The sequence below is a fragment of the Hymenobacter polaris genome (genome assembly GCF_012927305.1).
Classification (GTDB): domain Bacteria; phylum Bacteroidota; class Bacteroidia; order Cytophagales; family Hymenobacteraceae; genus Hymenobacter; species Hymenobacter polaris.
Window position 1 is genome coordinate 697,454 of the sequence record NZ_JABBGH010000002.1, and the last position, 26,963, is coordinate 724,416.

The window sequence follows — 26,963 nt, forward strand, 5'->3', positions numbered from 1 at the left end:
CCGCGAGTGGCAGTACATATATTCTCTGCAAGAAACCGGGGCTGCCGGCCTGCCGGGCACCCTGGCCGGGGCCAGGCGCTGGCCCTGTTAGGCGGGCTGCTGAGCCTGCTGCTCGGGCTGGCCGCCCCCGCCCGCGCCCAAACCGCCCAGGAGCCCTTTGGCCGGGTCCGCATTCAGTACAAGGATTTCGACTGGGCCGAGTACTCGACCCAGAATTTTAACGTGTACTTCTACGCCGGGGGCCAGGCCAGCGCCCGCCGCGTGGCCGAGTACGCCGAGCAGGAGTTGCAGCGCATCACGGCGCTGGTGGGGTACTTCCCCTACAGCAAAACCACGCTCATGATTTACAACTCGGTGGGTGACTTGCGCCAGAGCAACATCGGCCTGCCCTCGCCCAACTCGCAAAACGCGGCCAACGCCCAGCTGGCCCGCCAAACGCGGGTGGAAATCGCCTTCACGGGCCGCGAAACCGACTTCAAGCGCGAGCTGAGCTACCAGCTAACCCAGGTGCTGCTCAATGATATGCTGTACGGCGGCTCGCTGCGCGAGGTGCTGCAAAGCAACTACCTGCTGCAACTGCCCGAGTGGTTTGTGAGCGGCGCGGCGGCCTACGCCTCCGAGGGCTGGAGCGTGGACATGGACGCCTACATGCGCGACATGGTGCGCCAGTACCCCACCGGCAACCGCACGGCGCCCTTCTTTTTGCGCAGCCCCCGGCTGGCGGGCCACAGCATCTGGAACTACATCGCCGAGCGCTACGGCTACGGCACGGTGCAGAACGTGCTGAACCTCACGCGTATTACCCGCGACGTGGAAGTGGGCATCGCCTCGTCGCTGAATGTGCCCTACAAGGTGTTTTTGCGCGATTGGGTCAACTACTACCGCAACATCAACACCGGCGGCACGATGGCCACGCTCACGGCGCCCAACGACAAGAACCGCCTCAGCAGCCGCAACCGCCGCGGGCTCGACCTATTTTCGCAGCCCGTGTTTAGCCCCGACGGCCAGCACCTGGCCTACGCCGTCAACGACCAGGGCCGCTACCGCGTGGTGGTAACCGACCGCGCCGGCCGCCACCCGCGCACCATCCTGCACGGCGGCTACCGCACTCCCGACCAAACCCTGGAAACCCGCCTGCCGGTGCTGACCTGGCGCAACAACGCCCAGCTGGCCGTAGGCGAGTTGGTGCACGGCCGCATGGCGCTGCGCGTGCGCGAGGCCCTAGGGCTCGACCTCAGCGGCCGCCTGCGCCGCACCTTTCAGCTGCACGCGCCCGTCACCATCTTCGCCGCTTTCGACCAGGTGCTCGACATGAGCTACTCGCCCGATGGCAAGGCGCTGGTGTTCTCGGCCATTGCCAACGGCCAAAACGACCTGTACCTGCTGCGCGCCGGCAGCCGGCAGCCCGAGCGCCTCACTAACGATTTGTTTGACGACCAACAGGCGGTGTTCTCACCCAACGGCCAGGAAATCGTGTTCAGCTCGAACCGCTACCTCGACTCGGCGGGACGCGCCCGGCCGGCCACCTTCAACAACGTGGTGAACAACTACGACCTGTTCGTGTACCACCTCGACGGGCGCGAATTGCCGATAACGCCGCTGGTGAGCACCATCTCGAACGAGACGCGCCCGCGCTTTATTTCCGACGACGAGGTGCTGTACCTCAGCGAGGAAAGCGGCATCCGGAGCCTGTACCGCTACTCGCGCAAAACCGGCGAGCGCCAGCCGGCCAGCAACTTCGCCTCTAACATTCAAGACTTTGACTATAACGCTGCCACCAAGGGCCTAGGGTTTGTGGCGCAGGTGCAAGCCCGCGACCTGCTCTACCTCTACCCGCAGTACGAGCTGCCCACGGGCCTGCCAGTGGGCAAAACCTCGCGCCAGCGCATCCTGGAGTCGCGCTCGGCGCCGGCGCCCATCAAGCCGGCCGCGCCGGCGGCCGCTGGCGCCGCCCCCACGGCCGCCAGCGGCGGCAGCAGCACTGGCGCCGGGGCCGACACGGCGCGCACCGCCACGCCGGCCGCCGCTGCCCTCAAACGCCGCGCGGGCACCGTGAACACCGGCAACTACCAGTTTGAGGAAGACGAGGACGAGGTGGCGCCCACCCGGCCCCGCCGCAGCCCTATTGCCAGCACCAGTCGCACCCCGGCCCGCACCGGCCCCACCGCCGTCACCGGGCCCTACCGCTACGACACGCGCTTCCTGGCCGACAACCTGACCACCGGCGTGGCCGTGGACCCGCTGCTGGGCTTTGGGCTGTCGCTGCAAGCCAACCTGTCGGACGCGCTCGAAAACCAGCGCATCCAGGCCAGCATTTTCGGGCAGCTCGACTTGCGCACCAGCAACATCAGCCTCATTTACACCAACGTGACGCACCGCCTCGACTGGTCGCTGGCTTACCGCAAGCAAGCCTACTTCTTCGATGCCAGCACCGTGAACGGGGCCCTAGGGGGCGAGCAGGTGCGCTACGGCCGCCACAGCTTCTCGCCCACCGCCACCTACCCCCTCACCCACAACCTGAGCTTGCGGGCCGGGCCGCGCTACGACAACATCTCGCGCACGCTCACGGGCAGCGCCATCACGGACTTCGACCTGAACCGCAACTACTTAGGCTACAACGCCGAGCTGGTGTTTGACAACTCGCTCTCCACCGGCGAGAACATGCTGCTGGGCACCCGCATGAAGGTGGGCGTGGAGCAGATGCGCGACGTAAAAACCCAGGCCAACAGCTTCGGCAAGCTCTACATTGACCTGCGCCATTACCAGAAGCTGCACCGCTCGCTGGTGTGGGCCAACCGCGTCAGCTACGGCCAGTTTTTCGGGCCCAACCAGGGCACCACCGCCCCGCAAACCTTCCGCCTGGGGGGCATGGACAACTGGATTGGCCAGAAGTACAGCGACTCGCAGCTGCTGACGCCCACCGGCCAGGCCCTGCCCGACCCCACCAACATCTTCTACCAGCAGTTCGTGACCAACCTGCGCGGCTTCGACCTGAGCAAGCGCGTGGGCCCGCGCTACGTACTGCTCAACAGTGAGTTGCGCTTCCCCATCGTGCAGTACTTCGCGCACCGGCCCATCTACTCGGGCTTCTTCCGCAACCTGCAGTTCATCGGCTTCTTCGACGCGGGCACCGCCTACTCGGGCACCAACCCCTTCGGCGAAGACAACTCCAATAACACGGTGAAGTTTGGCGGCAATGGCAACCCCTTCTCGGGCACGGTCACCAACTTCAGCAACGCCATCCTCTACGGCTACGGGGCGGGCGTGCGCACTACCGTGCTGGGCTTCTACGTGAAGTACGACATCGCCTGGGCCCAGGAAAACTACGTTACCACCGGTCCCAAATCCTACTTCACCCTAGGCCACGATTTCTAGGAAAAGCTAAGCTAACAGCAAGCCATCGCCAGTTCGGGGAAGCCCGGGCTTCCCCGAACTGGCGCTTTACTTTTGAAGGGGGCTAGAGACGCTTGTCGAAACGCCCTTGCGTGACACAAATGGTGTCGCAGCCCGGTTTGTAAAGGGTGAAATTGAATGTGCCCGAAACAATACCAGCTTTTAAATCCAAACGAGTGATTGTTAGTGTGCCTCGACGGTAAGTAGTGGCACTATCGCCGGTAGTCCATCGACACCTTTTATAATCTGTATAGCTAGCAAGACTTCTTTGCGAATTACTTAAAGAATAGCTTCCCGTTTTGCGTACATCATTAGAAGCCAATGCAATGCTCTGAATATTATTGGAAGCATCTGGATAGCGATACGTTTGGATATCAAGTTGCCCATTCTGTACTCCAGAGTCATAAACTACGCTGTAGTTTGAGGTGCCATTAGAGCCCCGTGGTGTCCAAGCTTACCCATTAACCAAGCAACCAAAGGTGTTGGCGCCGGTCTGCGTTTCGGGTGGTAAGGCACTCACTGGGTCAGGGTTATTCTTCCGGCACTGCGTTAGCAATCCAGCGGCCAGGCCCAGTAGGATAAGTCGTTTCATAACTGAAAAAGGAAAGTCCACAAACCTCCGGCCCAGCTCCCGCCACCGCAAACCGAAATGCGCGGCTACCTGACTTTAGACCGGCGCCACCCACGGGCCTTTGCCAGCCTAAAACCACCCGCCCGGTACCCTAGGGCCCTGGCCGCCCGCTCCGCAGCTTACGTTACGCAGCCACCCGCCCCTAGGGCCCCGGCCGTATCTTTGCGGGCGTGTCGCTACTCGCTGAAATCTGGTTGCTGCTGCTGAAGGACCTGCGCCTGGAATGGCGGCAGCGCACGGCCCTGGGGGGCCTGCTGCTCTACGTGGGCGGCACGGTCTACGTGAGTTACCTCAGCTTCAGCTTTCGCGGGGGCGCGCCGCCCGCCCCGGCCTGGAACGCGCTTTTCTGGGTTATTCTGCTATTTGCGGCCCTGGGGGCGGCGGGGCGCGGGTTGGCCCAGGAGTCGGCCGGGCTGCGGCTCTACTACTACACCGTGGCGCGCCCCGAGGCCGTTATCCTGGCCAAAATCGCCTACAACTTTCTGCTGCTGCTGGCTTTGGCGCTGCCGGCGCTGCTGCTGTATAGCCTGCTGCTGGGCAACCCCGTGCAGGACGAGCCGCTTTACGTGGCCAGCATTGCCCTAGGGGCGCTTAGCCTGGCTACCTCGCTCACGCTGGTGGCGGGCATTGCGGCGCGGGCCGGGCAAGCGGGGGGCGGCACGCTGCTGGCGGTGCTGGGGCTGCCGGTGCTGGTGCCGGTGCTGCTGCTGCTCATCAAGGTCAGCAAAAACGCCCTCGACGGGCTAGCCCGCGACGCCAGCCAGGGCCCCATCGTGGCGCTGCTGGCCCTGAACTTAATTGTGGTGGCGGTGTCTTACCTACTATTCCCCTTTCTGTGGCGCAGCTAAGATTTTTATAAATGTGAAGATATGCTAATATGAAAATGAAGAGCAAAACAGGCGGTCATGCTCATCTAGCGTCCGCCTGTTTTGCTCTTCATTTTCATATTAGCATATCTTCACATTTCCACATTAACCCAATGAGTAACGCTCCCAATTCTGCCTCTCCGCTTTCGCTGCCACCGCAAGCTTTCTTGCGCCGCGACAGCGCCCCCGACGCGGAGTTCTACCGCTTCGAGCGTCTCGTCACGCACATCGACCCGACGGCCGTGGCGGCCGTTACCCAGCTCTACCGGCAGTTTTTGCCGGCCGGCGGGGCCGTGCTCGACCTGATGAGTAGCTGGGTAAGCCACCTGCCGCCCGAGGTAGCCTACGGCCGCGTGGCGGGCCTAGGGATGAACATGAACGAGCTAGCCCACAACCCGCGCCTCACCGAGCGCCGGGTGCAGGACCTCAACCAGCAGCCCGCGCTGCCCTACGGCGACCACGAGTTTGACGGGGCCGGTATCTGCGTGTCGGTGCAATACCTCACCCAACCCGTGGCGGTGTTCCGGGAGCTGGCGCGGGTGCTCCGGCCGGGCGCGCCGCTGGTGGTCACGTTCTCCAACCGCTGCTTTCCCGACAAGGCCATCTACGCCTGGCAAACCCTCGACGACGGCGGCCACGTGCGCCTGGTGCAGCACTACTTTGCCGAGGCTGGCTTCGAGCCCGCCGAGGTGTTTGCCCACCGCCCCAAGTATGGTGACCCGCTCTACGGCATTGTAGCCGCCACGCCGTCCGCCCCAACTCCTAATTCATAATCCCTGACTCATAACCCACAATTTGCTATGAAGTGGTGGAAATACCTGGCTATTGCGCTGCTGCTCTACACGGCCGTGATGGGCTTTTTGGGGCAGGTGCCGCGCCTGGCCATCCTCAACGAAACCGAGCGCAACCTCTACTTCCACGTGCCCATGTGGTTTGGCATGACCATCGTGCTGGCCGCCTCGGTCGTGAACTCGCTGCGCTACCTGCGCAATCCTAGCTCCCGGCTCGACATCCTGGCCCATGAGTCGGCCAAGACGGGCGTGCTGCTGGGCGTGCTGGGGCTGCTCACGGGTAGCCTGTGGGCGCGCTACACCTGGGGCACCTGGTGGACGACTGACGTGAAGCTCAACTGCGCGGCCATTACCATGCTCATCTACCTGGCCTACCTGGTGCTGCGCGGCTCGGTGCAAGACGAGCAGCAGCGCGCCCGCCTTTCGGCCATCTACAACATCTTCGCCTTCGCGGTGGCTATCCCGCTGCTATTCATCGTGCCGCGGGTGGCCTCGGCCTCGCTGCACCCCGGCATGGGTGGCAACCCCGGCTTCTCGAAGTACGACCTCGACAGCCACATGCGCCTTGTGTTTTACCCGGCCGTGATTGGCTGGACGCTGTTGGCCGTGTGGATAACGGAAGTAAGCTGCCGCCTGGCTTTTGTTAAAGAGAAAGTATATGAAAAACAACTGGATAAGCAAACTGCCTAGCCGCGCGCTGGCCTTGCTGCTGCCGCTGCTACTAGCGGCTTTTGGGTCCCTGGCCCAAACCACTACCCCTAGCCCCGACCGACCCGAGATGGCCGATGCCCTGCGCCAGAGCGGTAAAATCTACGTGGTGGTGCTGGTGGTCGTCATCATCGTGAGCGGCCTGCTATTCTACCTCGTGCGCCTCGACCGCAAAGTGAGCCGCCTGGAGAAGGAAGTAGGGGAGTAGTAACCCAATGAAAAAGGCGGACGCCAGATGAGCATGACGTTCTTTTTCCTAGCCTTCCCGGCCACCTTTTGTACCTTTACGGCGTTATCAGGGCCCTAGGAATCTTATGAAAAAGTCACACATCTTTCTGCTGGTCGTTATTGCGGCGGCGGTGGGCATCATCATCAGCACCATGTCCGATGCCAGCACGTATTCCACCTTCAGCATTGCCCGCGCGCAAGCGGCGGCCGGCAACCCGGCTAAGGTGCACGTGGTAGGTACCCTACCGCGCGACGCCACCAACCGCCCCACCGGCCTGGAGTACGACCCGATGGTGAACCCCAACTACTTCGCCTTCATCCTGGTAGATACCCTGCAGGTGGCCCAGCGCGTGGTGTACCGCAACCCCAAGCCCCAGGACATGGACAAGTCGGAGCAGGTAGTTATCGTGGGCGCCATGAAAAACGGCGTGTTCGAAGCCGACCAGATTCTGACCAAGTGCCCCAGCAAATACGTGGAGAAGGACCTGGGCAAAACCGGCCCGCCCGCCACAGCCATGACCACCAGCGGCCGCCGCTAGCCCCTAGGCCCCGCCAGCTACTAAAAGTGCCCGGCTCTCGCTCCGTAAGGGGAAGAGGGCCGGGCACTTTTAGTAGCTGGCGGGGCCAGCCCAGGCGTTGCGCCTCACCCCCCGGCCCCCTCTCCTTCAGAGAGGGGGAGCCTAGGTGGCGCAGTCGAGTCGTATGCTTACGCCTACAATCGTCTGGCTCCCCCTCTCTGAAGGAGAGGGGGCCGGGGGGTGAGGCCCCCGTTACTGCTGCCCGATAGTTAGCCGCTGGCCGGCCGAGGTGGCGCCAAACTCGGGCGCGTACAGGCACTGCACCTCGCTGAGGCCGCCCGAGAAGTCGCCCGCCTGGGCGGCCCGCAGGCGATACTCAAAGACGTGGGTGCCGCGGGGCAACTCGCTCAAGAAGAAGTGGGTGGCGGCATCGCGCGGGCTCTCGTAGTACCCTAGGCCACCCTGGTACTGGTAGCCGCTGAGCGGGTTCACCAGCTCCAGGCCGGCGGCGCGCTGGTCCTTGAGGTGCACGTATTCGAGGGCGCGGTCGGTGCGCAGCACCAGGCGCACCACCAGCACGTCGCCCACGCGCAGGGGGCTGGCGGCGGTCAGCTTCTCGAGGGTGGGGCCGGCGGCAGTGCGCACCTCGCGGTACAGCTGCCGCTCGAGGCTGAGGGCGGCCGCGGCGGGCGTCACCTTGTCCAGGTCCTCGAAATACTGCCAGTAGAGAGCTCCCCAGGCCACCCCGGCGTCGGGCTTGGTGAGGCTGACGCGGCCTAGGGCGGGCCTCACCGCGGCGGCCGGCCAGGTGGCGCGCACGTAGCCGGTGCCGGCCTGGCCGGGGCCAGGCTCGAGGCGCTGGCCGCCCACCGTTACTTGCAGGGGCTGGGCGGGGGTGGCCAGCCAGTTGGTGCCGCGTAGCAGCAGGGCGTAGCAGGCATCGGCGGTGGCGCGGGTGCTGGGCCAGTGGTGGGTTTGCTTTTGGCGCAGCAGCCACAGCTTCAGCTCATTCACCGACTCTTGGTCGCCGGCAATCTCGTCGAACGCCTCGATGAGGGTGGCCTGGGTTTCGGTGGGCGCCTCGCGCCAGTAGTAGCCGGGCTGCACATCCTGCCAGTACATGCCCAGCTCGGGCGAGTGCAGGGCGTTTTCGCGCAGGGCGCGCATAATTTGCGCGGCGGCGGTTGACTTCGCGTCGGCGCGGTGCAGGGCCAGGGCCAGCTGGCCTTGCAGGTAACGCGTGCGGCCCAGCCAGTGCTGCGCGGCCTGGCCCTGATAATAGGCCAGGGCCGGCCGGCTGGCGGTGGGCACGGCCAGCTGCGGCCAGTAGCTGCGCGCATACAGCGCCTGCACCTGCAAGTCACCGAGGTGGTTTTCGGGTAACTTGACGCCCTTGGTTTGGCGCAGTTCGGCGTAGTCGCGGGCCAGCTGGCGGTCGAGGTAGCCCAGGGCGGCTTGCAGCAAGGGGCGGGCTGCAGCGTCCTGGCTGGCATCGAAGGCCCCTAGGGCCCGCAGCTTGCCGAAGCCCGCCACGATGAGTTGGGTGAGGTAGCGGTCGGTGGGCATGCGCTCAAACCAGGGCCACGAGCCGTCGGGCAGCTGCATGGCTTGCAGCTTAGCCAGGGCGCGGGTGGTTTCGGCGGCCAGCCGGGCTTCGTCAAACAGGGTGCTGAGGCGGGCCAGGCGCTCAGTTTCGCTCTGGGCGTCGCGCACCCAGGGCGTTTCTTGCAGCAGCAGGTTCTTGAGGTCCTGGTTTTGAGCGAGCTTGCTGGCCAGCGCGTTTGGCTGGGCGGTGGGGCCGCTCTGGGCCTGGCGTGTCCACTCGGCCAGCACGGTTTTGAAGCGCGGGTTGGCCTTGAGCACCTGGGCGGCCAGCAGGTTGGCGTACAGCCGGTCGAATACCTGCTCCGAGCACTCGTAGGGATACTCCATCAGGTAGGGCAGGCTCTGCACGGCGTACCAGGCGGGGTTGGCGGTCAGCTCCAGCGTCAGGCTCTGGTTGCGCCGGGTGGGCGAGCTGGTACTGGTCAACTTGGTCAACTCAAACTCGCGGGTGCCTGGCCCTAGTATCGTCAGCGGCAGGCGCTCGGTCACGAGCACGCGGTTGGGCAGCACCGGCAGCGTGTTTTCCTCGCCATCGGAGTAAGTCACCGCCGGCCCGGTTGCCGGCTTCAGGCTTTGCCGCTTCGCCCGGCGGCCGGCCGGGCCCGGAGCCCCCTCGCCGCCGGCCTGCGCCACCACGCGGTACGTGACGGCCACCGGCGCAAAATCAGTGGGAATGGCCAGCGGCCACCCTAGGGCCTGGCTCTGGTGGGCGGCGGCGGCCACGGGTTGCTGGGCCGGGCCCGGCAGCAGCTGGCTGGTAATATCCTGCCCGGTAGCGGCATCGAGCAAGAAAAGCTGCGCCGTGCCGCTCACGGCGTGGTCGGTGAGGTTGGAGAGCTTGGCGGGGAAGGTGAACGCGTCGCCGGGCCGCAAAAAGCGCGGCGCGTTGGGCGTCAGCTGGATTTCCTTCTGTGTCACGAGTTGGCGAGCCAGCTGGCCGCTGTGCAGCTGCCGGTCGTGGGCCAGGGCCAGCAGCTGCCAGCGCGTCACGGCCTCGGGCATCTGAAACTCCAGCACCACGTCGCCCTGCTTATCGGTGCGCAAAGCCGGCTCCCACAGCGCCGTTTCGCGGAAATCGGTGCGGGTGGGCACGGTGCTGAGGTCGGGAGCAGCAGATGGTTGCTCTGCATTATCAGCTTCAGCATGGACGATGCCGCTGGCGCTTTTTCTTTTGAATGATGATAATTTATCTGCTGCAACCATCATTGGCGCGGCAGCTCGAGTACGTAGGCTAGGTCCAGCATCGTAACCATCAGCGTCCACCGCATCTGAATTGCCTTTTACGGTAACAGTCGATACTACTCTCTCTTTTAGCTCATCTTGGTCCGGTACTTCAACAATAAAGTGCTGATACCAGCCATTCAACTCAGGGTAGTTAACCTCTTTTGGTCCCGGACCACTGTCTGTAGTGCCGTAAGATTCAGAACTCACCTCCCCAAACTCGCCTTCCCACTCAAACCGCGCCGGGTAGTAGTTATTCCCAAACTCTAACCCCTGAAAGCGGTGTAGCCGAAAAACGTCCAGGCTTTGGTCGTAGAGCGTGGCCAGCAGCTCGGCATCGGCCGGTTGGCCGTTGGCCTGGCGGATGGTGAGGCGCCAGGTTTCGCGCTGGCCCGGCTGCAGCCGGTCGCGGAAGGTGCTGAGGCTGAGCTGCAGCGGCTGCGGGCGCTCGGCCACCTGCACGCTGGCATCGTGGCGGTAGAGGCGGCCGTCGCGCACCTGGGTGGTGTGGATGTAAAGCGGCCCTAGGGCCGTGGCCGGGCCGCTGTCTAGGCTCAGGCGGCGCTGCTGGCCGGCGGTTAGCGTCAGCCATTCCTGGCGCAGCAGCTGGCCGCCGCGCTCCACCTCCAGCAGCACGTGGGCGTCGGCTTCGCTGCTGCCCAGCAAGAGGCGGGCCGGCTGGCCGGGCGCCACGGTATCGGCCAGCACCGCAAACCAGTCGGGCGTGGCAAAGGGCACGGTGGCCGCCTCCGAGTCGAAGAGCGTGAAGTCGAGTTGAGCGCGGGCCGAGTCGGCGCCCGTGCCCCGCGCCTCCAAGCGGTAGCGGCCGGTGGGCACCTGCGCTAGCAGCGCGGCCAGGTCGAGCCTAGGGTTTTGGCGGGTGTCGAAGGGCTGGGTTTTCACCAATTCGGCGGGCAGCTCGTCGGCCTCCGTTTCGGGCGCGGGGCCGGGCACGCCGGGCGGGTTGGGGCGGAAGCGGCGGGCCAGCAGGCGCAGCGTGCCGGTGGCGGGCAGCGCCTCGCCGGTGGCGTTGGTGCTCAGCAGCGCGAAGGCCGGCAGGTGGCGCCGGTCGGCCAGCTCGGGCCCGGTTAGGCTGAGGCTGAGCGGGTTGCGGCCGATGGAGAAGCTGCGGCTAGCGCTGCGGGTTTCGCCGGCCGCGTCGGTCACGTCGGCCGTTAGCTCGTAGAGGTAGCCCGGTTCCCAGCGGCGCCCAGTGGGCCTAGGGGCCAGCGGCGGCGTAAAGGTGAAGCTAAAGCGCCCCTCGGCGTCGGTGGTGGTGGTGCCGTGGGCTACTTCCTGGCTGGGGGCCCGCCCTCGCGAACCGTAAATAGCCTGCGCCGCGCGGCCAAACAGCGGCCACAGCTCGCGGCGCGTCACGCGGTACTGCACCCTGGCCCCGTCGGTGGCTTGCCCGGCGTAGGCGCGGGCCCGGCCCGTGGCCGTGAGCGGCTGCCCCAGCTGCGGCCGGCCCGGCACCGAGTCCAGCTGCACCAGAAACGTGGGCCGCTTGTAGTCCTCCACCGAAAAAGCCAGGCTGCCGTTGTCGGTGCTCAGCTGGTACTCGCCGTTGAGCCGCCCGGTAGGCAGCACGAAGGAGCCGTGAAACGAGCCAAAGTCGGAGCTGGTGAAGGTGAGCGTCTGCACCGTTTGGCCGTTGGCATCGAGCAGCCGCACGCTGGCCGGGTGGCCCGTCAGCAGCTTGGTGTCATTGCCATACGTCTGGGTCAGAATGCCCTTGAAGTACACCGTCTGCCCCGGTCGGTAAATGGCCCGGTCGCTAAACAGAAAGGTGCGTTGCTGCAATTGATGCTGCGGCTGGCCGCCGTAGTAGCCGGCCGGGCTATTGAGCACCAGCGTGTCGCGCCCGCGCCACAGGCGCACGGCCGCCAGCTGCTCGTGGTAGTCGTTGGTTTGGGTGGGGGCCGGCAGGGTGACGCGGCCGCTGGCTTCGGTGGGCTGGGGCGGGCCTAGGCGCTTGGTATCCATGCCGTTGCGGTAGGCGGCGTAGGTGGGCTGGGCCTGCACGCCGGCCAGCGGTTGCCCGGTTTGGCGGTGCAGCACCAGCACCTGGGTTTGGCGGGTGGTGGCGTCGGTTTGGCTGAGCGCGCTCAATTCGCTGGCCCCTAGCACGCCCCAGGCTGTCACGCTGCCCGCCGGCGCCGACTTAGCGGTCGGGTCGGTAACCAGCGCGGCCTGGTTACTGAGCAGCACCAGGTAGTAGCCCACCGGTAATGCGGGCCCCGCCGCGGCAAACTGCTGCTCCTTGTAGTCAGCCGGGTGCGCGGGCACCGGCACCTGCCAAGTAGCGGCCGGCGCAGCCTTGAGAACGCGCGCAAAGCGCTTGGCTATGGTCCAGTCCTGCCCATCAAAGCCAGTGCCCCGCTGCCACTCGCGCAGCGAAATGCGGTAGGCCCAGGCGTGCAACTCACGCACGTTGCGCGCCGTCAGGTCGAGGCGCCAGGGCTGGCCGGGCACCACTATTTCGGCCGCCGTGAAGGCAACTTCAGGCTGCTCAATCTCGGCCCGCAACTGCCGCGCCTGCGCCGCCCCGCGCGACTTTGGAAAGCGTCCATTGGCGGTGTGGGCCCAATGCACAGCAGCTATTTCGTCGCCGGCCTCATGGCGGGCTACAGCCTGGCGGAAAACGAACTCTGACCCGATGGGTAGGTCCTTGTATTCTAATGCCGCGCGGATTAGGGCCGGCTCATAGGCGGCAGCTTGGTCGGTGCCTTGCGCGAGGCTGTGCAGGTAGTCGAGCCGCTGCAAGTCCACGTCGGCCAGCGCCAGCTGGTTTTGGGGCTGGCGCAGGCGCTGGGCCGTCAGCGCTTGCAGCAGGCGCAAAGTCAGCAGCTCGTGGCTGAGCGAGTCGGCGGCCGGCGCGCGCAGCCCTAGGGTGGCAAACTCGGCGGCAGAGCCAAAAAGCGCGGCGGTGGGGTAAGCGCTCAGCTCGAAGGGCGGCGCGGGCTGCGTGGCAGTCAGCTCCTGGTTTTGCAGGCCCGCGATGGCGCGCTGGGCCAGCAGGTCGTAGAGGGTGGGACGCCGGGCGCGGCCCTCGGCGTCGCCGCCGGTGGCCAGGTCGCCCAGCTCGGCCAGGGTGGTTTGCAGCTGGCGCTGGGGCTCATCTTGCACCGACTGCTGGTAGTGGCGGGCAATGGCAGCCCCCAGGCGGCGGGCGTCCCAGGTGGCGAGGTCAGTGCCCCCGTCGGCCTGGCCGGGCGCGGCCTGGTCGGTGGTGGGGGCGGCCCCCGGCGTGCGCTGGTACAGCTGGTAGCGGTGCTGGTTGAAGTACTCGGCGTAGAGCCCCGCCAGCAGCGAGTGCAGGATGGGCCGCGCCGGGAAGGTGGCCGCCTGCGCATCGCGCTCCAGCAGCGCAATGGCCTTTTCGGTGGCATCGTTCTCCTTGTTTTCGAGCAGCCGAATCTTATACAGCAGCGCCCGCACGTAGGCCGGGGTGTTGCCCTCGCGCCGGGCCTGCTGGTACAGCTTTTCCACCAGCGGCGCGGCGCTGGCCGTCTGGTCCTTACGCAGCAGCGCGTCAATCCGCTTCCACTGCGCCGCGTAGGGTGGATTAGGGCCCGGCGCGGCCGAGTCGGCGAGGAGGGTGGTCATCAGCAGGCAGCAAAATAGCAGCAGGTGGCGCATCGGAAAAGGAATATGCTTCGCCTAAAGATGCCAGAATTGGGCCAATTGCACAGGAAGCAATGAATGAAGGGGTGAAGGAATAAACAGGCGGTCATGCTGAGCCTGCCGAAGCATCTCTACCGCGCCCCTAGGGTATCGTTCGGTAGAGATGCTTCGGCAGGCTCAGCATGACCGCCTGTTTATTCCTTCACCCCTTCACCAACCTACCCCCGCCGGCCCCGGCGCACCGGGAAGAACAGCAGCTGCACAATCAGCAGCGCCACGCTGGTAAACAGGATGCTGGCCCCCACCCGCGCCAGCGTTAGCAGCGGGCGCCGAAACGAGCCCAGCTCCAGGAAGAAATAGGCGGCGTGGTGCAAACTCACCAGCAGCAGCAAATACACCATAAACCACTGCCAGCCCATCTGGTGCACGTTCACCTCGTCCTGGGCGTCGTAGCCGTCGCGCGGGGTGAGCAGGCCAATGACCCTAGGGCGCGCGTACATCAGCAGCACGGCCGTGGCCGCGTGCAGCCCGCCGGTATCGAAGCAGATGTCCATGGCCAGGCCCGTGCCGAAGCCCAGCAGCAGCTGCGCCGCCACGGGCAGCCGCAGCGGCAAAAACAGCAAAAAGCCCAAGTAAAAGAAGCACCAGCCCACCTCAAACAGCTTGAGCTGGCTGATAATCAAGACGTAGGCGCCCGCATATAGGGCAAAGCGCACCAGCTGCCGCAGCACCATCCAAACGGCACTCATGGCTGGGGCGGGGGGCTAGGGGTGGCGTCGGATGCCTGCGCGGCTTTGGCGGCTTTGGCCTTGGCTTCGGCGGCGGCTTTGGCTTTGGCCAGCTTTTCGGCGGCAGCACGGGCTTTGGCTTCGGCGGCGGCTTTGGCGGCGTACTCAGCGCGGGCCTGCGCCAAGCCCTCCTGCCGGGCGGCCTCAATCTTATTAACCAGGCCCGTTTGCGGCACGTAGCGCACGGGGCCAGAGCTAGGGGCCGGCTTGGTGCCCTTAGCGGCCGGCTTAGCCGCGGTGCCTTTGGGCGGGTTCAGTTCCTGGGTCAGGGCAGTTTCCAGCGAGTCGCGCTCGGTGCTGGCGCGGTTGTGCACCACGTACACGTACACGAGCCGGCTGAAATCGACCCCTAGGCGCACCTGCACCGTCCAGAAGTTCTTGTCGGGCTCTTTCACGAAGTCTGCTACCGTGCCGATAAATACCCCCTCCGGAAACACCGCGTTGTAGCCCGACGTCAGCACCGTGTCGCCGCGCATCAGCTTGTTTTGGCGCGGGATGTAGTCGAGCAGCGCGTAGCGGTAGTCATCGCCGGGCCAGCGCAGGCTGCCAAACGTGCCGTCGCGCTTGAGGCGGGCCGCCACCGCCGTCTTCGAGTTTAGCAGCGACGTGACGGTGGCGTAGTGCGCGCTCACCGATTTGATGCGGCCCACCACGCCACCTGGGGCCAGCACGCCCTGGCCCGTCTGCACGCCATCGGCCGCGCCCACGTTCAGCGTCAAGTAGTTATCCACACTGCGCAGCGAGTTGTTCACCACCCGGGCCGGCACTAGCGGGTAAGCCGCGCTGCGGGTGGGCAGGCGGGTATCGCCCAGCAGCAGCGTGTCGGGGTAGCGGGGGGCGAGGGGCGGGGGGCTACCGCTAGCCTTGGCGGGCCCCGCAGCCCCTAGGGCCGGGGCGGCCAGCCGGGGCCGCAAGTGCCGGTACACGAGGCGGCCCAGCGTGTCGCGGCCCACGGGCAGCGAGTCGGCCTCGCGGTGGGCAAAGTCGGGCGGAAATAGCTGCTGGTGCAGGCGCGCGTTCTCGGCCAGCAGCTGCTGGTTCAGCTCGCCCAGGCGGAAATAGTCGGCCACTTCGGTGCGGCGCGTCAGCACGGCCCCCGCGTAGGCATTGGCCGAGTTGAAGAACGCCGCCCGCTGGTACGAGCTGTTGGTAATAAACAAAAATAAACTCACCACTTCCAGCAGCACGAAGAGCATCACGCCCTGGTAGCGCAGCACAAACGCGATGAGGTTACGCACTTCGTTGAGTTATGATTTAAAAGTTAAAAGGTACTAAAGGCGGTCATGCTGAGCTGGCCGAAGCATCTCTACTGCGTGCGTAATCCTAACGTCAGGAGTTAGTTACGCAGCAGAGATGCTTCGGCCAGCTCAGCATGACCGCCTTAGATTGCTCTTTGACTACGTCAAGAGTACGCCCCGGAAACCCTGAATGTCCTTGATGGCCTTGCCGGTGCCGCGCACCACGGCGCGCAGCGGGTCTTCGGCAATGTGGATGGGCAGCTTGGTTTTGGCGGCCAGGCGCTTGTCGAGGCCGCGCAGCAGGGCGCCGCCGCCGGTCAGGTGGATGCCGTTCTCGTAGATGTCGGCTGACAGCTCGGGTGGGCTGATTTCCAAGGCCTTGAGCACGGCTTCTTCGATTTTGGCCACCGACTTGTCGAGGGCGATGGCGATTTCCGACGACGTGACCTTTATCACCTTCGGGATGCCCGTCATCAGGTCGCGGCCACGCACCTCGTAGTCGGGCGGCGTCACGTCTAGCTCGGTCAGGGCTGCACCCACCTCAATCTTGATACGCTCGGCCGAGCGCTCGCCAATCAGCAGGTTGTGCTGGCGGCGCATGTAGTCGAGAATGTCCTGGTTGAAGACGTCGCCGGCCGTTTTAATGCTTTGGTCGCAGACGATGCCCGACAGCGCGATAACGGCCACCTCGGTGGTGCCGCCCCCGATGTCGATAATCATCGAGCCCATGGGCTGCTCCACGTCGATGCCGATGCCGATGGCGGCGGCCATGGGCTCCTGAATCATCCACACTTCCTTAGCGCCGGCGTGCTCGGCCGAGTCGCGCACGGCGCGCTTCTCCACTTCCGTGATGCCCGAGGGAATGCAGATAACCATGCGGTGCGACTGCTGGAACAAGCGGTTGCGGGTGTCGATGAGCCGAATAAGGCCCTTAATCATTTCTTCGGCGGCGTGGAAGTCGGCAATCACGCCGTCTTTCAGGGGCCGGATGGTCTTAATATTATCGTGGGTTTTCTCGTGCATCTGCTGGGCCCGGCTGCCCACGGCAATCACCTTGTTGGTGGTCCGGTCTTTGGCAATGATGCTCGGCTCGTCCACTACTACCTTGTCATTGTGAATGATAAGGGTATTGGCCGTGCCCAGGTCCATGGCAATGTCGCTGGTCAGGAAGTTGAAGAAACCCATTTAAAAAACGCGGAGCGAATTAGTCGGTCGTAGTAAGGAGCAAAGGTACGATATAACTCGCCGGGGTTGAAAGGGCGGTTACCCCTGGCACAGACTAAACGCACTTGGTCGCCAGGGCGTAGGGGCGGGGCTGGCCCCCGCCCGTCGTTGCACGATGCTCGGGCGGGTTTGCAAGCTGGCGCGGTGGAGTTCCGCCTGCCGCCGGGCGGGGGCAAGCCCCGTCCCCATCGCCGGCCGGCCACCTCCGGCTTGGCTGGTGCCCCTAGGGCCTACTGCGCCTTGTCGAGGGCCAGGCGGCCTTCCTCCAGGTCAAGCTCCAGCTCTAGCTTGCGCAGGGTTTCCTCGCTGCTGTCGTGCGCGCGGCGCAGCTCTTCCAGCACGCCGCGCTCGTAGTGAATGAGCACTTCCTGCAGCTTTTGGAAGGGCGAGAGCGTGGCTTCGGGCACGGCGTCGTGGCCCTCGGTGGCCCGTTTTTGCAGGCGGTCGAGGCGAATCTGGTAGCGCGACTGCATACGGCCCAGGATTTCGGCCGGGGCCTGGCTGGCGGCTTCGGGGCTGCGCAGGTAGGCCAGCGACTGCGAGGCCAAGCGCACGCGCAGCGCCAACTCCTCGCGCTCGGCCCGGTCGTCGGTTTCGATGCCTAGCAGGCTGATGAGCGGCCGCAGGGTGAGGCCCTGCACCAGCAGCGACACCAGAATAACGATGAAGGTGAGCAGCAGAATGGGATTGCGCTGCGGAAACTCAGCTCCCGACGGCAGCGCCAACGGCACGGCCAGCGCGGCAGCCAAACTCAGCACCCCGCGCATCCCGCCCCAGCCCAGCAGCGTCAGCTCGCCAAACGTGGGCGCATCGACTTCGGCCCGGCGGCTGAGCCAGCGCGGCAGGTAGGAACTGGGGTACACCCACAACATGCGGGCGCCGAGCACGGCCAAGCTGATGAGCACGCCGTAGCCCACCAGCGGCCAGCGCAGGCCGGGCGCCACCCCCTCGATAACGGCAGGCAGCTGCAGGCCGATAAGGATGAATACCAGCCCGTTCATAAGAAACTCCAGCGTGTCCCACACGGCCGCGGCCTGCAGGCGCCGGTCGTGGGCGAAGATGCGGCCCGAGTAGTGGCTGCCAAACAGGGCCGCCGCCACCACCGCCAGCACCCCCGAGCCGTGAAAGGTTTCGGCTAGCAGGTAGGCGGCATAGGGCGTGAGCAAACTCAGGCTAGTATCGATGGCCACGCTGGTGCGCGAGAGGCGGTGAACGCCGTAGAACGCGGCCCCCACGGCCAGCCCCACCCCAATGCCCACCCCGGCCACCAGCACCAGCTGCCCCGCCGCCTTCCCTAGGGCAAACTGCCCCGTAAGCACCGCCGCCACCGCGTAGCGGTAGGCAATCAGGCCGGTGGCGTCGTTCACCAGGCTTTCGCCCTCCAGGATGGTGGTGAGGCGGCGCGGCACCGGCAGCCCCTTGGTGGCCACCGAGGCCGACACGGCATCGGTGGGCGCCACAATGGCCGCCAGCACGAAGGCCGGCCCCCAGCCGAAGCCGGGCAGCACGTAATGGGCCACGGCCGCCACCACGGCCAGCGAAAACAGCACGCACCCCACCGCCAGCAAGCTGATGGGCCGCGCCTCGCTCCGAAACGCCGACCACGACAGCTCCCAGGCCGAGGCGTAGAGCAGCGGCGGCAGAAACACGAAAAACACCAGCTCGGGCGCCAGCACTACCGGCGGCAGCCCCGGCAGCAAACTCAGCCCCAGGCCCGCCAGCACCAGCAGCACCGGGTACGGAATGCTCAGCCGATTAGCCACCTCGGCCAGCGCCGTCGTCACGGCCAGTAGAATTACCAGGAGTTCAATTTCGTGCATAGGGTTCGGGAAGGTCTGGGATAAAAAAGCACGTCATGCTCATCTGGCGTCCGCCTGTCGAAGCATCTCTACCAAACAATACGGCGCGGTAGAGATGCTTCGGCAAGCGGACGCCAGATGAGCATGACGTTCGCTTTTAACTCATTTCAAACGGAATAGGTTAGTGCTTGAAGTGGCGCACTCCCGTCAGCACCATGGCCATGCCCAGGCGGTTGCAGGCGGCGATGCTATCCTGGTCCTTAATGGAGCCGCCGGGCTGCACCACCGCCCGGATGCCGGCCGCCCCGGCAATTTCCACGCAGTCGGGGAAGGGGAAGAAGGCGTCGGAGGCCATGACGGCGCCGTGCAGGTCGAAGCCGAAGCTACCGGCTTTCTCGATGGCCTGGCGCAGCGCATCGACTCTAGAGGTCTGGCCTACCCCGCTGGCCAGCAGCTGGCCGGCGCGGGCCAGCACGATGGTGTTGCTCTTGGTGTGCTTGCAAATCTTGAGGGCAAACTCTAGGGCCGCTGTCTCGTCGGGGCTGGGGGCCGACTCGGTAACGGTGCGGAAGTCCTGGGCGGTTTCGATGGCCAGGTCGGCGTCCTGCTCAATTACGCCGTTGAGCAGCGTCTTGATGAGCTTCTTAGGCAGCTCCACCGGCTTCTGGCGCAGCAGGATGCGGTTTTTCTTGCTTTGCAGGATGGGCAAGGCGTCGGCCGCGAACTCCGGCGCAATGAGCACCTCGAAGAACAGCTTGTTCAGCTCCTGGGCCGTGGCCTCATCCACTTGCTTGTTCACGATAATCACGCCGCCGAAAGCAGACACTGGGTCGCAGGCCAGGGCGTTCAGGTAGGCCTCGTGCAGGCTGGCGGCCTGGGCCACGCCGCAGGCGTTGGTGTGCTTGAGAATGGCCACGGCGGGCGGCCCTAGGGCAAACTCGCGCATGAGCTGCACGGCGGCATCCACGTCCACCAGGTTGTTGTAGCTCAGCTGCTTGCCGTGCAGCTGGTCGAACAGCGCCCCCAGGTCGCCGAGGAAGGCGCCGGCCTGATGCGGGTTTTCGCCGTAGCGCAGGGGGGTGGTTTGCCCGCCGGTAGCCCCTAGGGTAGTGCCCTGGCTCACGTACTTGAAAATCTCGGTGTCGTAGTGGCTGGTAGTGGCGAAGGCGGCGGCGGCGTAGTGGCGGTGGTCGTCGTAGCTGGGGCTGCCGTTGGTTTCGTCCAGTAGCTTCGTCACGGCCTCGTACTGGTCGCGCGAGCTGACTACCAGCACGTCGCGGTAGTTTTTGGCGGCGGCGCGCAGCAGCGCGATGCCGCCGATGTCAATTTTCTCAATCACAGCCTGCTCGTCGGCGCCGCTGGCCACTGTTTCCTCGAAGGGATACAGGTCCACCACCACCAGGTCGATGGGCGGGATGCCGTGCTCCTGGGCCTGGGCCAGGTCGGCGGCCTCGTGGCGGCGGTGCAGGATGCCCCCAAATACCTTGGGGTGCAGCGTTTTTACGCGCCCGCCAAATACTTCGGGGAAGCCCGTCAGGTCTTCTACGGCAACTACTTCAGCACCTTGCTCTTCCAGAAACTGTTGGGTGCCGCCCGTGGAGTAGAGCGTGACGCCGAGGCGGCGCAGAGTGGCTACCAGCGGGGCCAGCCGGTCTTTGTGGTAAACGGATAGGAGCGCGGCGCGAATGGGGCGAGCGGACATGAAAAACGGGAAATAAGTGGGGGTACAATGCCCGGCGGCGCGTGGCGCGTCGCTTCCCTGGTCCGGCCAAGCACCGGCGCGGGTTGGCCTGGCAAAGGTAGGCGGGGCGGGCGGCCCTAGGGCTTTTTTTCGGAAAAAAGGCCTAGGGAGACTGACTTCCAGCCGCGGTGGTGGTTAAAGCACTACTACCCCATCACGCCACCACTACCTCGCTACATGCCCGCCACCACCCCGCCCAACGCGCCCGCCCTGAGTTCCGCCCGCCTGGCTGCGGCCTACACCTACGCCAGCTACCGCCAGCACATCGACCAGCTGCTGGCCGAAGGCAAAACCACCGGCCCCCAGCAAACCCCCGAGCTGACGCACTACACCCAGCTCAACGTGCAGCGTATGCAGCGCCTCGACAAAACCGTGCACCTGCTGCCCGAGCTGGTAGCCGCCGCCCGCCAGCTGCCGCGCCCTTACGTGTGGCTGATACTAACGGAAGGCTGGTGCGGCGACGCGGCCCAGCTGGTGCCCGTGATGGAGGCCGTGGCCCAGGCCAGCGAGGGCAACATCGAAACCCGCTACCTGCTGCGCGACGAAAACCTGGACCTCATGGACCGCTACCTCACCGGCACCAGCCGCGCCATTCCGCGCCTCGTCGTGTTCGAGGCCGACACCCTGACGGAAGTGGCCGCCTGGGGCCCTAGGCCCGCGCCGGCCCAGGCGCTGCTGCTGCGCCTCAAAGGCGAGGGCATGCCGCACGACGAGTACATCACGCAGATACACTCTTGGTACGCCCACGACAAAACCCAAACCACCCAGCAGGAGCTGCTGGCACTGGTGCAAAGCCTGGGGGCCTAGGGTAGCGGGCGTAGAAGTAGGGCCAGGCAACTATCGGCGGCACTTCGGGGTTAAGTAAGCTTCTACTACCCATTCCTTTTCCGCCGCGCGCTGATGACTGACTTCCATGCTGCCGATTTTACACTTGCCCCAGCCGCGCCGGCGGGCGAAGCCACGGCGCTGCCAGCCACCCCCGCGGCCGCCGCGGCGGCCGCCGCCCAGCTAGCTGCCCGGCTGCTCGGCCAGGCGGCGGTTACCGATGTGGCCGGGGGCTTCCCCACGCTCGAAATGCAGTGGTTGCGCGAGGCCGGCTTGCTGGCCGCCCCGCTGCCCATGAGCCAGGGCGGTGCCGGCCTGGGCGAGCCCGCCCACACCCTGGCTTTGCTGCAAACCCTTTACCACCTAGGCCGGGGCAACCTGGCAGTAGGCCGCCTCTGGGAAGGCCACTGCAACGCCCTGCTGCTGGTGCGCCGCTTTGGCACCCCCGCCCAGCAGGCGCGGGCGGCGGCCGATGCCCGCGCCGGCCACTTATTCGGGGTCTGGAACACCGAGAACCCCGCCGAGGGCGTGCGCCTGGAGCCTTTGCCCAATGCGCAGGGCTACCGGCTGCACGGCGCCAAAACTTTCGCCTCGGGCGCCGGCCAGGTGAGCCGGGCCTTGCTTACGGGAGCGCTGCCCGACAAGCAGGGCTGGCAGCTGCTGCTGCTGCCCGCCGACCAGCAAGCCCCCACCCTCGACCGCAGCTTCTGGCGGCCCCTCGGCATGCGGGCCACCGCCAGCTTCCGGGCCCAGGTAGAGGGCCTGGAAATCGCGCCGTCGGACCTCATCGGCCAGCCCAACGACTATTACCAGCAGCCTTGGTTTGGGGGTGGAGCGGTGCGCTTCGCGGCCGTGCAGTTGGGCGGCGCGGCCGCCGTGCTCGACGAAACCCGGCGCTTTCTGCGCCGCCAGCACCGCACCGACGACCCCTACCAGCGCCAGCGCCTGGGCGAGCTGCTGGTGCTGCACGAAGCCGGCCAGCGCTGGCTGCAGGGCGCCGCCGAGCACGCCGCGCTGCCCGCCGGTGCCACTGTCCCCGACCCGGCCCGCCTGGCTACCATCGCCGCCTACGCCAACCTGATGCGCACGGCCACCGAGGAAATCTGCCTCACCACCCTGCGCCTGGCCGAGCGCTGCGTGGGCGCCCGCGGTCTGCTGCAGCCCGAGCCCTTCGAGCGCTTGCACCGCGACCTCACCCACTACCTGCGCCAGCCCGCTCCCGACGCCGCCTTGGCCGATGCCGGCCGCTTCGCGCTCGCCTCCGACAAGCCGGCCTACCAGCTTTTTTAGGCCCTAGGGCTAACTGAATGCTGATTGGGCCGTAGGCAAAACCCTGGGCCCTGGCTGCTGCAATGCGCTGGCGGGCCCTAGGAGCGCCCAGTTGGGTAGCTCGTCGCCACTTATCAGCATGGCCATTCCGTTTACTGAGTACCCGCTGCGCCCGGCCAGCTACGCCGCCACACTGGGCCGCACCGTGATTGTGGTGCCCCACCCCGACGATGAGGCCCTAGGCTGCGGCGGCCTGCTAGCCCTGCTGCGGCAGGCAGGCCTGCCCGTGGCCGCCGCCCTGGTTAGCGACGGTACCATGTCGCACCCGCACTCGCAGGACTTTCCGGCGCCCGCCCGGCGCGAGCTGCGCTACGCCGAGCTGCGCCACGCCCTGGCCGTGCTGGGCGTGGATGAAAACCGCGAGGTGCTGTACCTGGGCCTGCCCGACAGCCAGGTGCCTAGCCAGGGTCCCGCGTTTGAGGCGGCGGCCGACCGCCTGGCTGCTTTCCTGGCCGATAAGCAGGCCGACACCGTGCTGGTGCCCTGGCGCCGCGACCCGCACCCCGACCACCGCGCCACGGCCGCCCTGGTGGCCGCCGCGTTGGCCCGCCTGCCCCAGCCCCCGCGCCGCCTCGAGTATATGGTGTGGGCCTGGGAGCGCGCCGCCCCCGCCGACCTACCCCAGCCGGGCGAAGGCACCGGCTTCCGACTGGACGTGGCCGCCGTGCTGCCCCAGAAGCAGCGGGCCATTGCCGCGCACCGCTCGCAGCTGGCCCCTGGCACCATCGCCGACGACCCTAGCGGCTTTCTGCTGTCGGCGCACATGCTCAGCCACTTTGCCCAGCCGTTTGAGGTGTACATTGAATAAAACGCTCGCTACCTTCTGGCTATGAACGACCAACACCCCGACTCCCTGCCCCCCAATTATTTCGACGATGTGTACCGGGCCAGCAACGACCCCTGGGCCTTCACTAGCAGCCCCTACGAGCGCGCCAAATACGCCGATACGCTGGCGGCCCTGCCGCGCCCGCACTACCCTAGGGCCTTCGAGATTGGCTGCTCTATTGGGGTGCTCACGGCGCAGCTAGCGCCGCGTTGCGGCCACCTGCTGAGCGTAGACGTGAGCGAGGCGGCCCTAACCCAGGCCCGGCAGCGCTGCGCCAGCCTGCCCCAGGTAGAGATAAGGCGCCTGCAAGTACCCAACGAGTTTCCGGCCGGTCAGTTCGACCTGATTTTGCTGTCAGAAGTGGGCTACTACTGGTCACGGCCCGACCTGACGCGCGCCGCCGACCAACTACTGGCGGCCCTAGGGCCCGGCGGCCAGCTGCTACTGGTGCACTGGACCCCCTTCGTACCCGACTACCCCCAGACCGGCGACGAAGTGCACGCGTTTTTTCTGGAGAAAACCCGGCCCGGTGGCCCCCTGCGGCACTTGCACGGCCACCGCGCCGATAACTACCGGCTCGACCTGCTGGAAAAGGCCAACTAGGGTTAATACGTACTGCGCCTGAAGCGGAAGTTACTCACCATATAAGGGTCGGTTGCAAAAGAGCGTCTTGCTTCGGCAAGCCTGGCAAGGCGCTCCTTTGCTGCTGTGGATATTTCCTGCCAATACCAGCACGCGAGAAACTACGCTGCGCTTAAGATCATTAGCTCGGCCTGAATCCCTAGGGCACTGCTGTGGCAGAAAGCGGCTGCCGCTGCTACACGGCTCCCTTCACGCCCTCGCGCAAGTAGCGCCGGAGGTCACGCAGCGCGCCCGAAAGGGGCACGGGCAGCACAGCCCCGCGGGTGGCTTCCACCCATTGCCACAGTGTCCCAAATGCTGCGGTGGCGCGGGCTTGCTGTAAAAGCTGAGCTGGAGTTACTTCCAGTGCCTGAGCCAGGCGGGCCAGCTCGGGCCCCACGGCGCGGGCGCCTTGCTGGTGCCAGGCGCGCAGGCGGCGGCGTGCGCGCCACACCCGCGCCAGCTCGTGGGGGCAGGGAACGTGCAGCTCGCCCTGTTGGGCGCTCAGGTGCTCCCACTCGCGCAGCTGCCATGACAGGCCCACCTCGACGCGGCCACAGCGCCGGGCCGAGGTATATACCTGGGCGTGAAGGCTGTGGCGCACCGGCAAGTCTTGAGCGCACAGCAGTTGCCACAAGGCCTCATCTTCTAGATAAGGTACTGCTGGCATGCCGCCCACGCGGCGGTAGGCCCGCACCGTGAGGGCCAGGCTGGCGCCGTAGTGCTGGTGGTGGCAGGGCCAGCGGTCGGCCGTGCAGGGGTCGAGGCGGTCTTCGAGCTGGCGTAGCAGCACGCGGTAGGCGGCGTCGTACACCTGGATGCGGCGCACCGGGCAGGGCTCCACCGCCGCCGAGGTTTGGGTGAGGATGCGTCCCCCCACGGCTTCGGCCCCGCGCTCTATCTCGCGCAGGTTGGCGGCCACCCACGTGGAGGCGGCCAGCGTGTCGGCATCGGTGCTGAGCAGTACGCCAGTGGCGCCAATGGTGGTTTCGAGGCGGCGGGCGGCCTCATCGAGCAGCAGGCGGCGGGCGCGGCCTACGTGGGCATGCGCGGGCGGTAGGGCTAGCTCGGCCACGTGCACCACTAGGCTAGGGTGGCGGCGGGCCGCTTGGCGCACAGCCGCCGCCGTGCGGTCGCGGCAGTTGTTGGCCAGCACAATCACCTCAATCATGCCGACGGGTAGCCGCTGGCCGTCGAGGGTGGTTTGGGCAGCTAGCGCGGCCAGGGTGGCGGGTAGCGCCGCCGCTTCGTCCTTGGCCGGAATAATGACGCAGGCCTGCAGGGCACCGTCGGGCGGCGGCAGTTGGCGGCGGAGCGTGTGCTCCAACTGCTGCAGCTCGGTGGCCGGCGCAGGGGGCAGCAGGGAGGGGGCCGGCGGAGCAGCGGCCGTAGCCTCCCGCGTAGCGTGGAAGCGGGCCGGCGTGGCGAAATGGTCCATAGAGGCGGTTATGTACGCCGCCCTAAGCAGAAGGATTGAGGCTAGGCCCAAGAAATTAGCGCTATTTTAATTCGCTCATCCACTGTTCATTCACTAGACATTTGTAATTATTTGCTTGTCAGTATGAAAAGCCCTTTATAGCCGACCTAACAATTTTAGCCAAGGAGCCATTCACTAGCGAGCGACCACCAAAAAAGCCGCGCCGCCCAGCGAGGGCAGCGCGGCTTGGTGGCGCGGACGGGCCTAGGGCCATCCGCGCTTAAAAAGCCTCGCCGATGGCAAAGTAGAAGCCAGGGTCGGTGCCGAAGGCGTAGTCGAAGCGAAGGTTCACCCGGTCGCGGCGAATGAAGTTGAAGCGTGCCCCGATGCCCCCCGCCGTATGGATGCCCCCAAACGTGTAGTCGCTGATGTTGTAGCCCACCTGCCCTACGCCCAGGAACGCGGCCCCGTCGAGGCGCCAAAACAAGTGCTGGCGCAGCTCGGCCTGGGCCGTCATCAGCTGGCGGTCGCGGAAGCGCTGCTCGTAGATGCCGCGCATCAGGTTGGCGTTGTCGTAGAGCGTACCCCCTAGGTTGGCCCCAATGCCGGCCAGCCCGTACCACGGCACATTGCCCGAGTGAAACTGCCCCAGAAACTGCAGCGCCAGGATGGTCTTGTCGCTGAAGATGCGCTGGTAGTGGCGGGCGTCAATCTGGTAGCGCACGAAGTTGTAGTCGGAGCCCACAAACTTGCCGTTGAACATCACCTGCAAGTCCAGCAAATTACCTTTGGAAGCAGCCAGGGCTACGTCGCGGCTATCGAGGGTATAGACTGGGCCGATGCCCGAGAGGCTAAAATTGAGGCGCTGGCGCTGGTCGAGGCGCGGGTCCAGGTTGAAATAGTTTTGCGTAGCCGGGTCACCAGCTGGGTTAATCTGGTCGCCGTCGTCGTTCACCCGTCCCTGCTCCTGCGAAAGGTTGTAGACCCGCGAGAGGCGGTACTGCAAGCCTAGGAACTGGTTTTTAGCAATGCTTTTCTGTACGCGCTGATTGATAATAAACAGCTGAAAATCAAGGAATGAGCGGTGGGCATTGGTGACCGCTGGCGCCTCATTGCCGATGCCGAAGTAATAAAGCCGGTTTTTGTAAGAGCTGATTTCACCATTAAGGTAAAATTTCTCGCCGGGCGAGTAAACAGTGTGCACGAACTGCACCAGCGACTGGCTCTTTTGGGTAGTCCAGAACTGCACGCGGGCGTTGGAAGCGCGGGTGGTCGTGTCCTGCCCCAGTCGGCCGCTCAGCAAGCCGCCCAGGCCGTAGCCCGCCCCGGTTTCCTGCTGATAAAACAGCACCGGCACCGGCAGAATCGTAATCTTGTTGGGCTTAGCGGCGTTGGGGGCCTTGGCCGTATTAACGGCCTGGCGGGTAGTGTCGGCTGGGGTAGTTTGCCCATAGCTAGCCCCCGCGGTGCCCACTAATAAGCCAAGTGCTAGTAGCGAAAAAAGGCGCATACAAAAGTTCAGGTGAAGCGTAGATGCGCCGCTAACGCAAATAGCCCCGCTACGGTT

19 protein-coding genes are annotated in these 26,963 nt (G+C 65.6%); 10 read left to right on the top strand and 9 right to left on the bottom strand.

Annotation, left to right across the window (positions count from 1 at the left end; genetic code table 11):
- Nucleotides 1-6: 6 nt before the first annotated feature.
- Entirely contained in the window at nt 7-3,375 is a 3,369-nt protein-coding gene (locus HHL22_RS13285; protein WP_169531844.1) for a TolB-like translocation protein, read from the top strand.
- Between the two features lie 82 nt (nt 3,376-3,457).
- Here HHL22_RS13285 and HHL22_RS24490 read toward each other — a convergent pair whose 3' ends face one another.
- A complete protein-coding gene (locus HHL22_RS24490; protein WP_394354461.1) occupies nt 3,458-3,766 on the bottom strand; it encodes a DUF6252 family protein in 309 nt (102 codons plus the stop codon).
- Between the two features lie 428 nt (nt 3,767-4,194).
- On the opposite strand from HHL22_RS24490, the gene HHL22_RS13290 reads away from it, so the two are divergent.
- From HHL22_RS13290 to HHL22_RS13310, 5 genes are all read left to right on the top strand, one after another.
- Nucleotides 4,195-4,872: a heme exporter protein CcmB gene (locus HHL22_RS13290; RefSeq protein ID WP_317172662.1), complete on the top strand. Its 678-nt coding sequence runs from the start codon at nt 4,195-4,197 to the stop codon at nt 4,870-4,872.
- Nucleotides 4,873-5,003: 131 nt separating this feature from the next.
- Nucleotides 5,004-5,663, top strand: a complete 660-nt coding sequence (locus tag HHL22_RS13295; RefSeq protein WP_169531845.1) for a methyltransferase domain-containing protein — start codon at nt 5,004-5,006, stop codon at nt 5,661-5,663.
- 27 nt (nt 5,664-5,690) lie between these two features.
- Entirely contained in the window at nt 5,691-6,371 is a 681-nt protein-coding gene (gene ccsA, locus HHL22_RS13300) for a cytochrome c biogenesis protein CcsA (protein WP_169531846.1), read from the top strand.
- Nucleotides 6,340-6,597, top strand: coding sequence for a CcmD family protein (locus HHL22_RS13305; protein WP_169531847.1), 258 nt, complete (start codon nt 6,340-6,342; stop codon nt 6,595-6,597). Before ccsA ends, HHL22_RS13305 begins: the two co-directional genes overlap by 32 nt.
- Nucleotides 6,598-6,703: 106 nt before the next feature.
- Nucleotides 6,704-7,156: a cytochrome c maturation protein CcmE domain-containing protein gene (locus tag HHL22_RS13310; protein WP_169531848.1), complete on the top strand. Its 453-nt coding sequence runs from the start codon at nt 6,704-6,706 to the stop codon at nt 7,154-7,156.
- Nucleotides 7,157-7,387: 231 nt separating this feature from the next.
- Here the strand turns inward: HHL22_RS13310 and HHL22_RS13315 are convergent, their stop codons facing one another.
- The 6 genes from HHL22_RS13315 to purH form a co-directional block, all read right to left on the bottom strand.
- Nucleotides 7,388-13,570: an alpha-2-macroglobulin family protein gene (locus HHL22_RS13315; protein ID WP_169531849.1), complete on the bottom strand. Its 6,183-nt coding sequence runs from the start codon at nt 13,568-13,570 to the stop codon at nt 7,388-7,390.
- A 236-nt stretch (nt 13,571-13,806) separates the two neighbouring features.
- Nucleotides 13,807-14,337: a hypothetical protein gene (locus HHL22_RS13320; RefSeq protein WP_241738098.1), complete on the bottom strand. Its 531-nt coding sequence runs from the start codon at nt 14,335-14,337 to the stop codon at nt 13,807-13,809.
- Nucleotides 14,334-15,614: a rod shape-determining protein MreC gene (gene mreC, locus HHL22_RS13325; RefSeq protein WP_169531850.1), complete on the bottom strand. Its 1,281-nt coding sequence runs from the start codon at nt 15,612-15,614 to the stop codon at nt 14,334-14,336. The genes HHL22_RS13320 and mreC overlap by 4 nt, the downstream gene beginning before the upstream one ends.
- A gap of 159 nt (nt 15,615-15,773) precedes the next feature.
- Nucleotides 15,774-16,799 (bottom strand): rod shape-determining protein, encoded by a 1,026-nt coding sequence (locus HHL22_RS13330; protein WP_169531851.1) that lies wholly within the window; start codon nt 16,797-16,799, stop codon nt 15,774-15,776.
- Between the two features lie 269 nt (nt 16,800-17,068).
- On the bottom strand, nt 17,069-18,658 hold the full coding sequence (locus tag HHL22_RS13335; RefSeq protein ID WP_169531852.1) for a Na+/H+ antiporter: 1,590 nt from the start codon (nt 18,656-18,658) through the stop codon (nt 17,069-17,071).
- A gap of 160 nt (nt 18,659-18,818) precedes the next feature.
- On the bottom strand, nt 18,819-20,339 hold the full coding sequence (purH, locus tag HHL22_RS13340) for a bifunctional phosphoribosylaminoimidazolecarboxamide formyltransferase/IMP cyclohydrolase (protein ID WP_169531853.1): 1,521 nt from the start codon (nt 20,337-20,339) through the stop codon (nt 18,819-18,821).
- A gap of 216 nt (nt 20,340-20,555) precedes the next feature.
- Here purH and HHL22_RS13345 point away from each other — a divergent pair, with 216 nt between their 5' ends.
- From HHL22_RS13345 to HHL22_RS13360, 4 genes are all read left to right on the top strand, one after another.
- Nucleotides 20,556-21,185 (top strand): thioredoxin family protein, encoded by a 630-nt coding sequence (locus HHL22_RS13345; protein ID WP_169531854.1) that lies wholly within the window; start codon nt 20,556-20,558, stop codon nt 21,183-21,185.
- 93 nt (nt 21,186-21,278) lie between these two features.
- Entirely contained in the window at nt 21,279-22,493 is a 1,215-nt protein-coding gene (locus tag HHL22_RS13350; RefSeq protein ID WP_169531855.1) for an acyl-CoA dehydrogenase family protein, read from the top strand.
- A 118-nt stretch (nt 22,494-22,611) separates the two neighbouring features.
- Nucleotides 22,612-23,340, top strand: coding sequence for a PIG-L deacetylase family protein (locus HHL22_RS13355; RefSeq protein ID WP_169531856.1), 729 nt, complete (start codon nt 22,612-22,614; stop codon nt 23,338-23,340).
- 21 nt (nt 23,341-23,361) lie between these two features.
- Nucleotides 23,362-23,961 carry a class I SAM-dependent DNA methyltransferase gene (locus tag HHL22_RS13360; protein WP_169531857.1) on the top strand — a complete coding sequence of 200 codons (600 nt, stop codon included), beginning with the start codon at nt 23,362-23,364 and terminating at the stop codon, nt 23,959-23,961.
- Between the two features lie 214 nt (nt 23,962-24,175).
- Here the strand turns inward: HHL22_RS13360 and HHL22_RS13365 are convergent, their stop codons facing one another.
- Both HHL22_RS13365 and HHL22_RS13370 read right to left on the bottom strand, forming a co-directional pair.
- Nucleotides 24,176-25,417 (bottom strand): glycosyltransferase, encoded by a 1,242-nt coding sequence (locus HHL22_RS13365; protein WP_169531858.1) that lies wholly within the window; start codon nt 25,415-25,417, stop codon nt 24,176-24,178.
- A 259-nt stretch (nt 25,418-25,676) separates the two neighbouring features.
- Complete coding sequence (locus HHL22_RS13370; RefSeq protein WP_169531859.1) at nt 25,677-26,906, bottom strand: BamA/TamA family outer membrane protein; 1,230 nt, start codon at nt 26,904-26,906, stop codon at nt 25,677-25,679.
- Between the last annotated feature and the right edge of the window lie 57 nt (nt 26,907-26,963).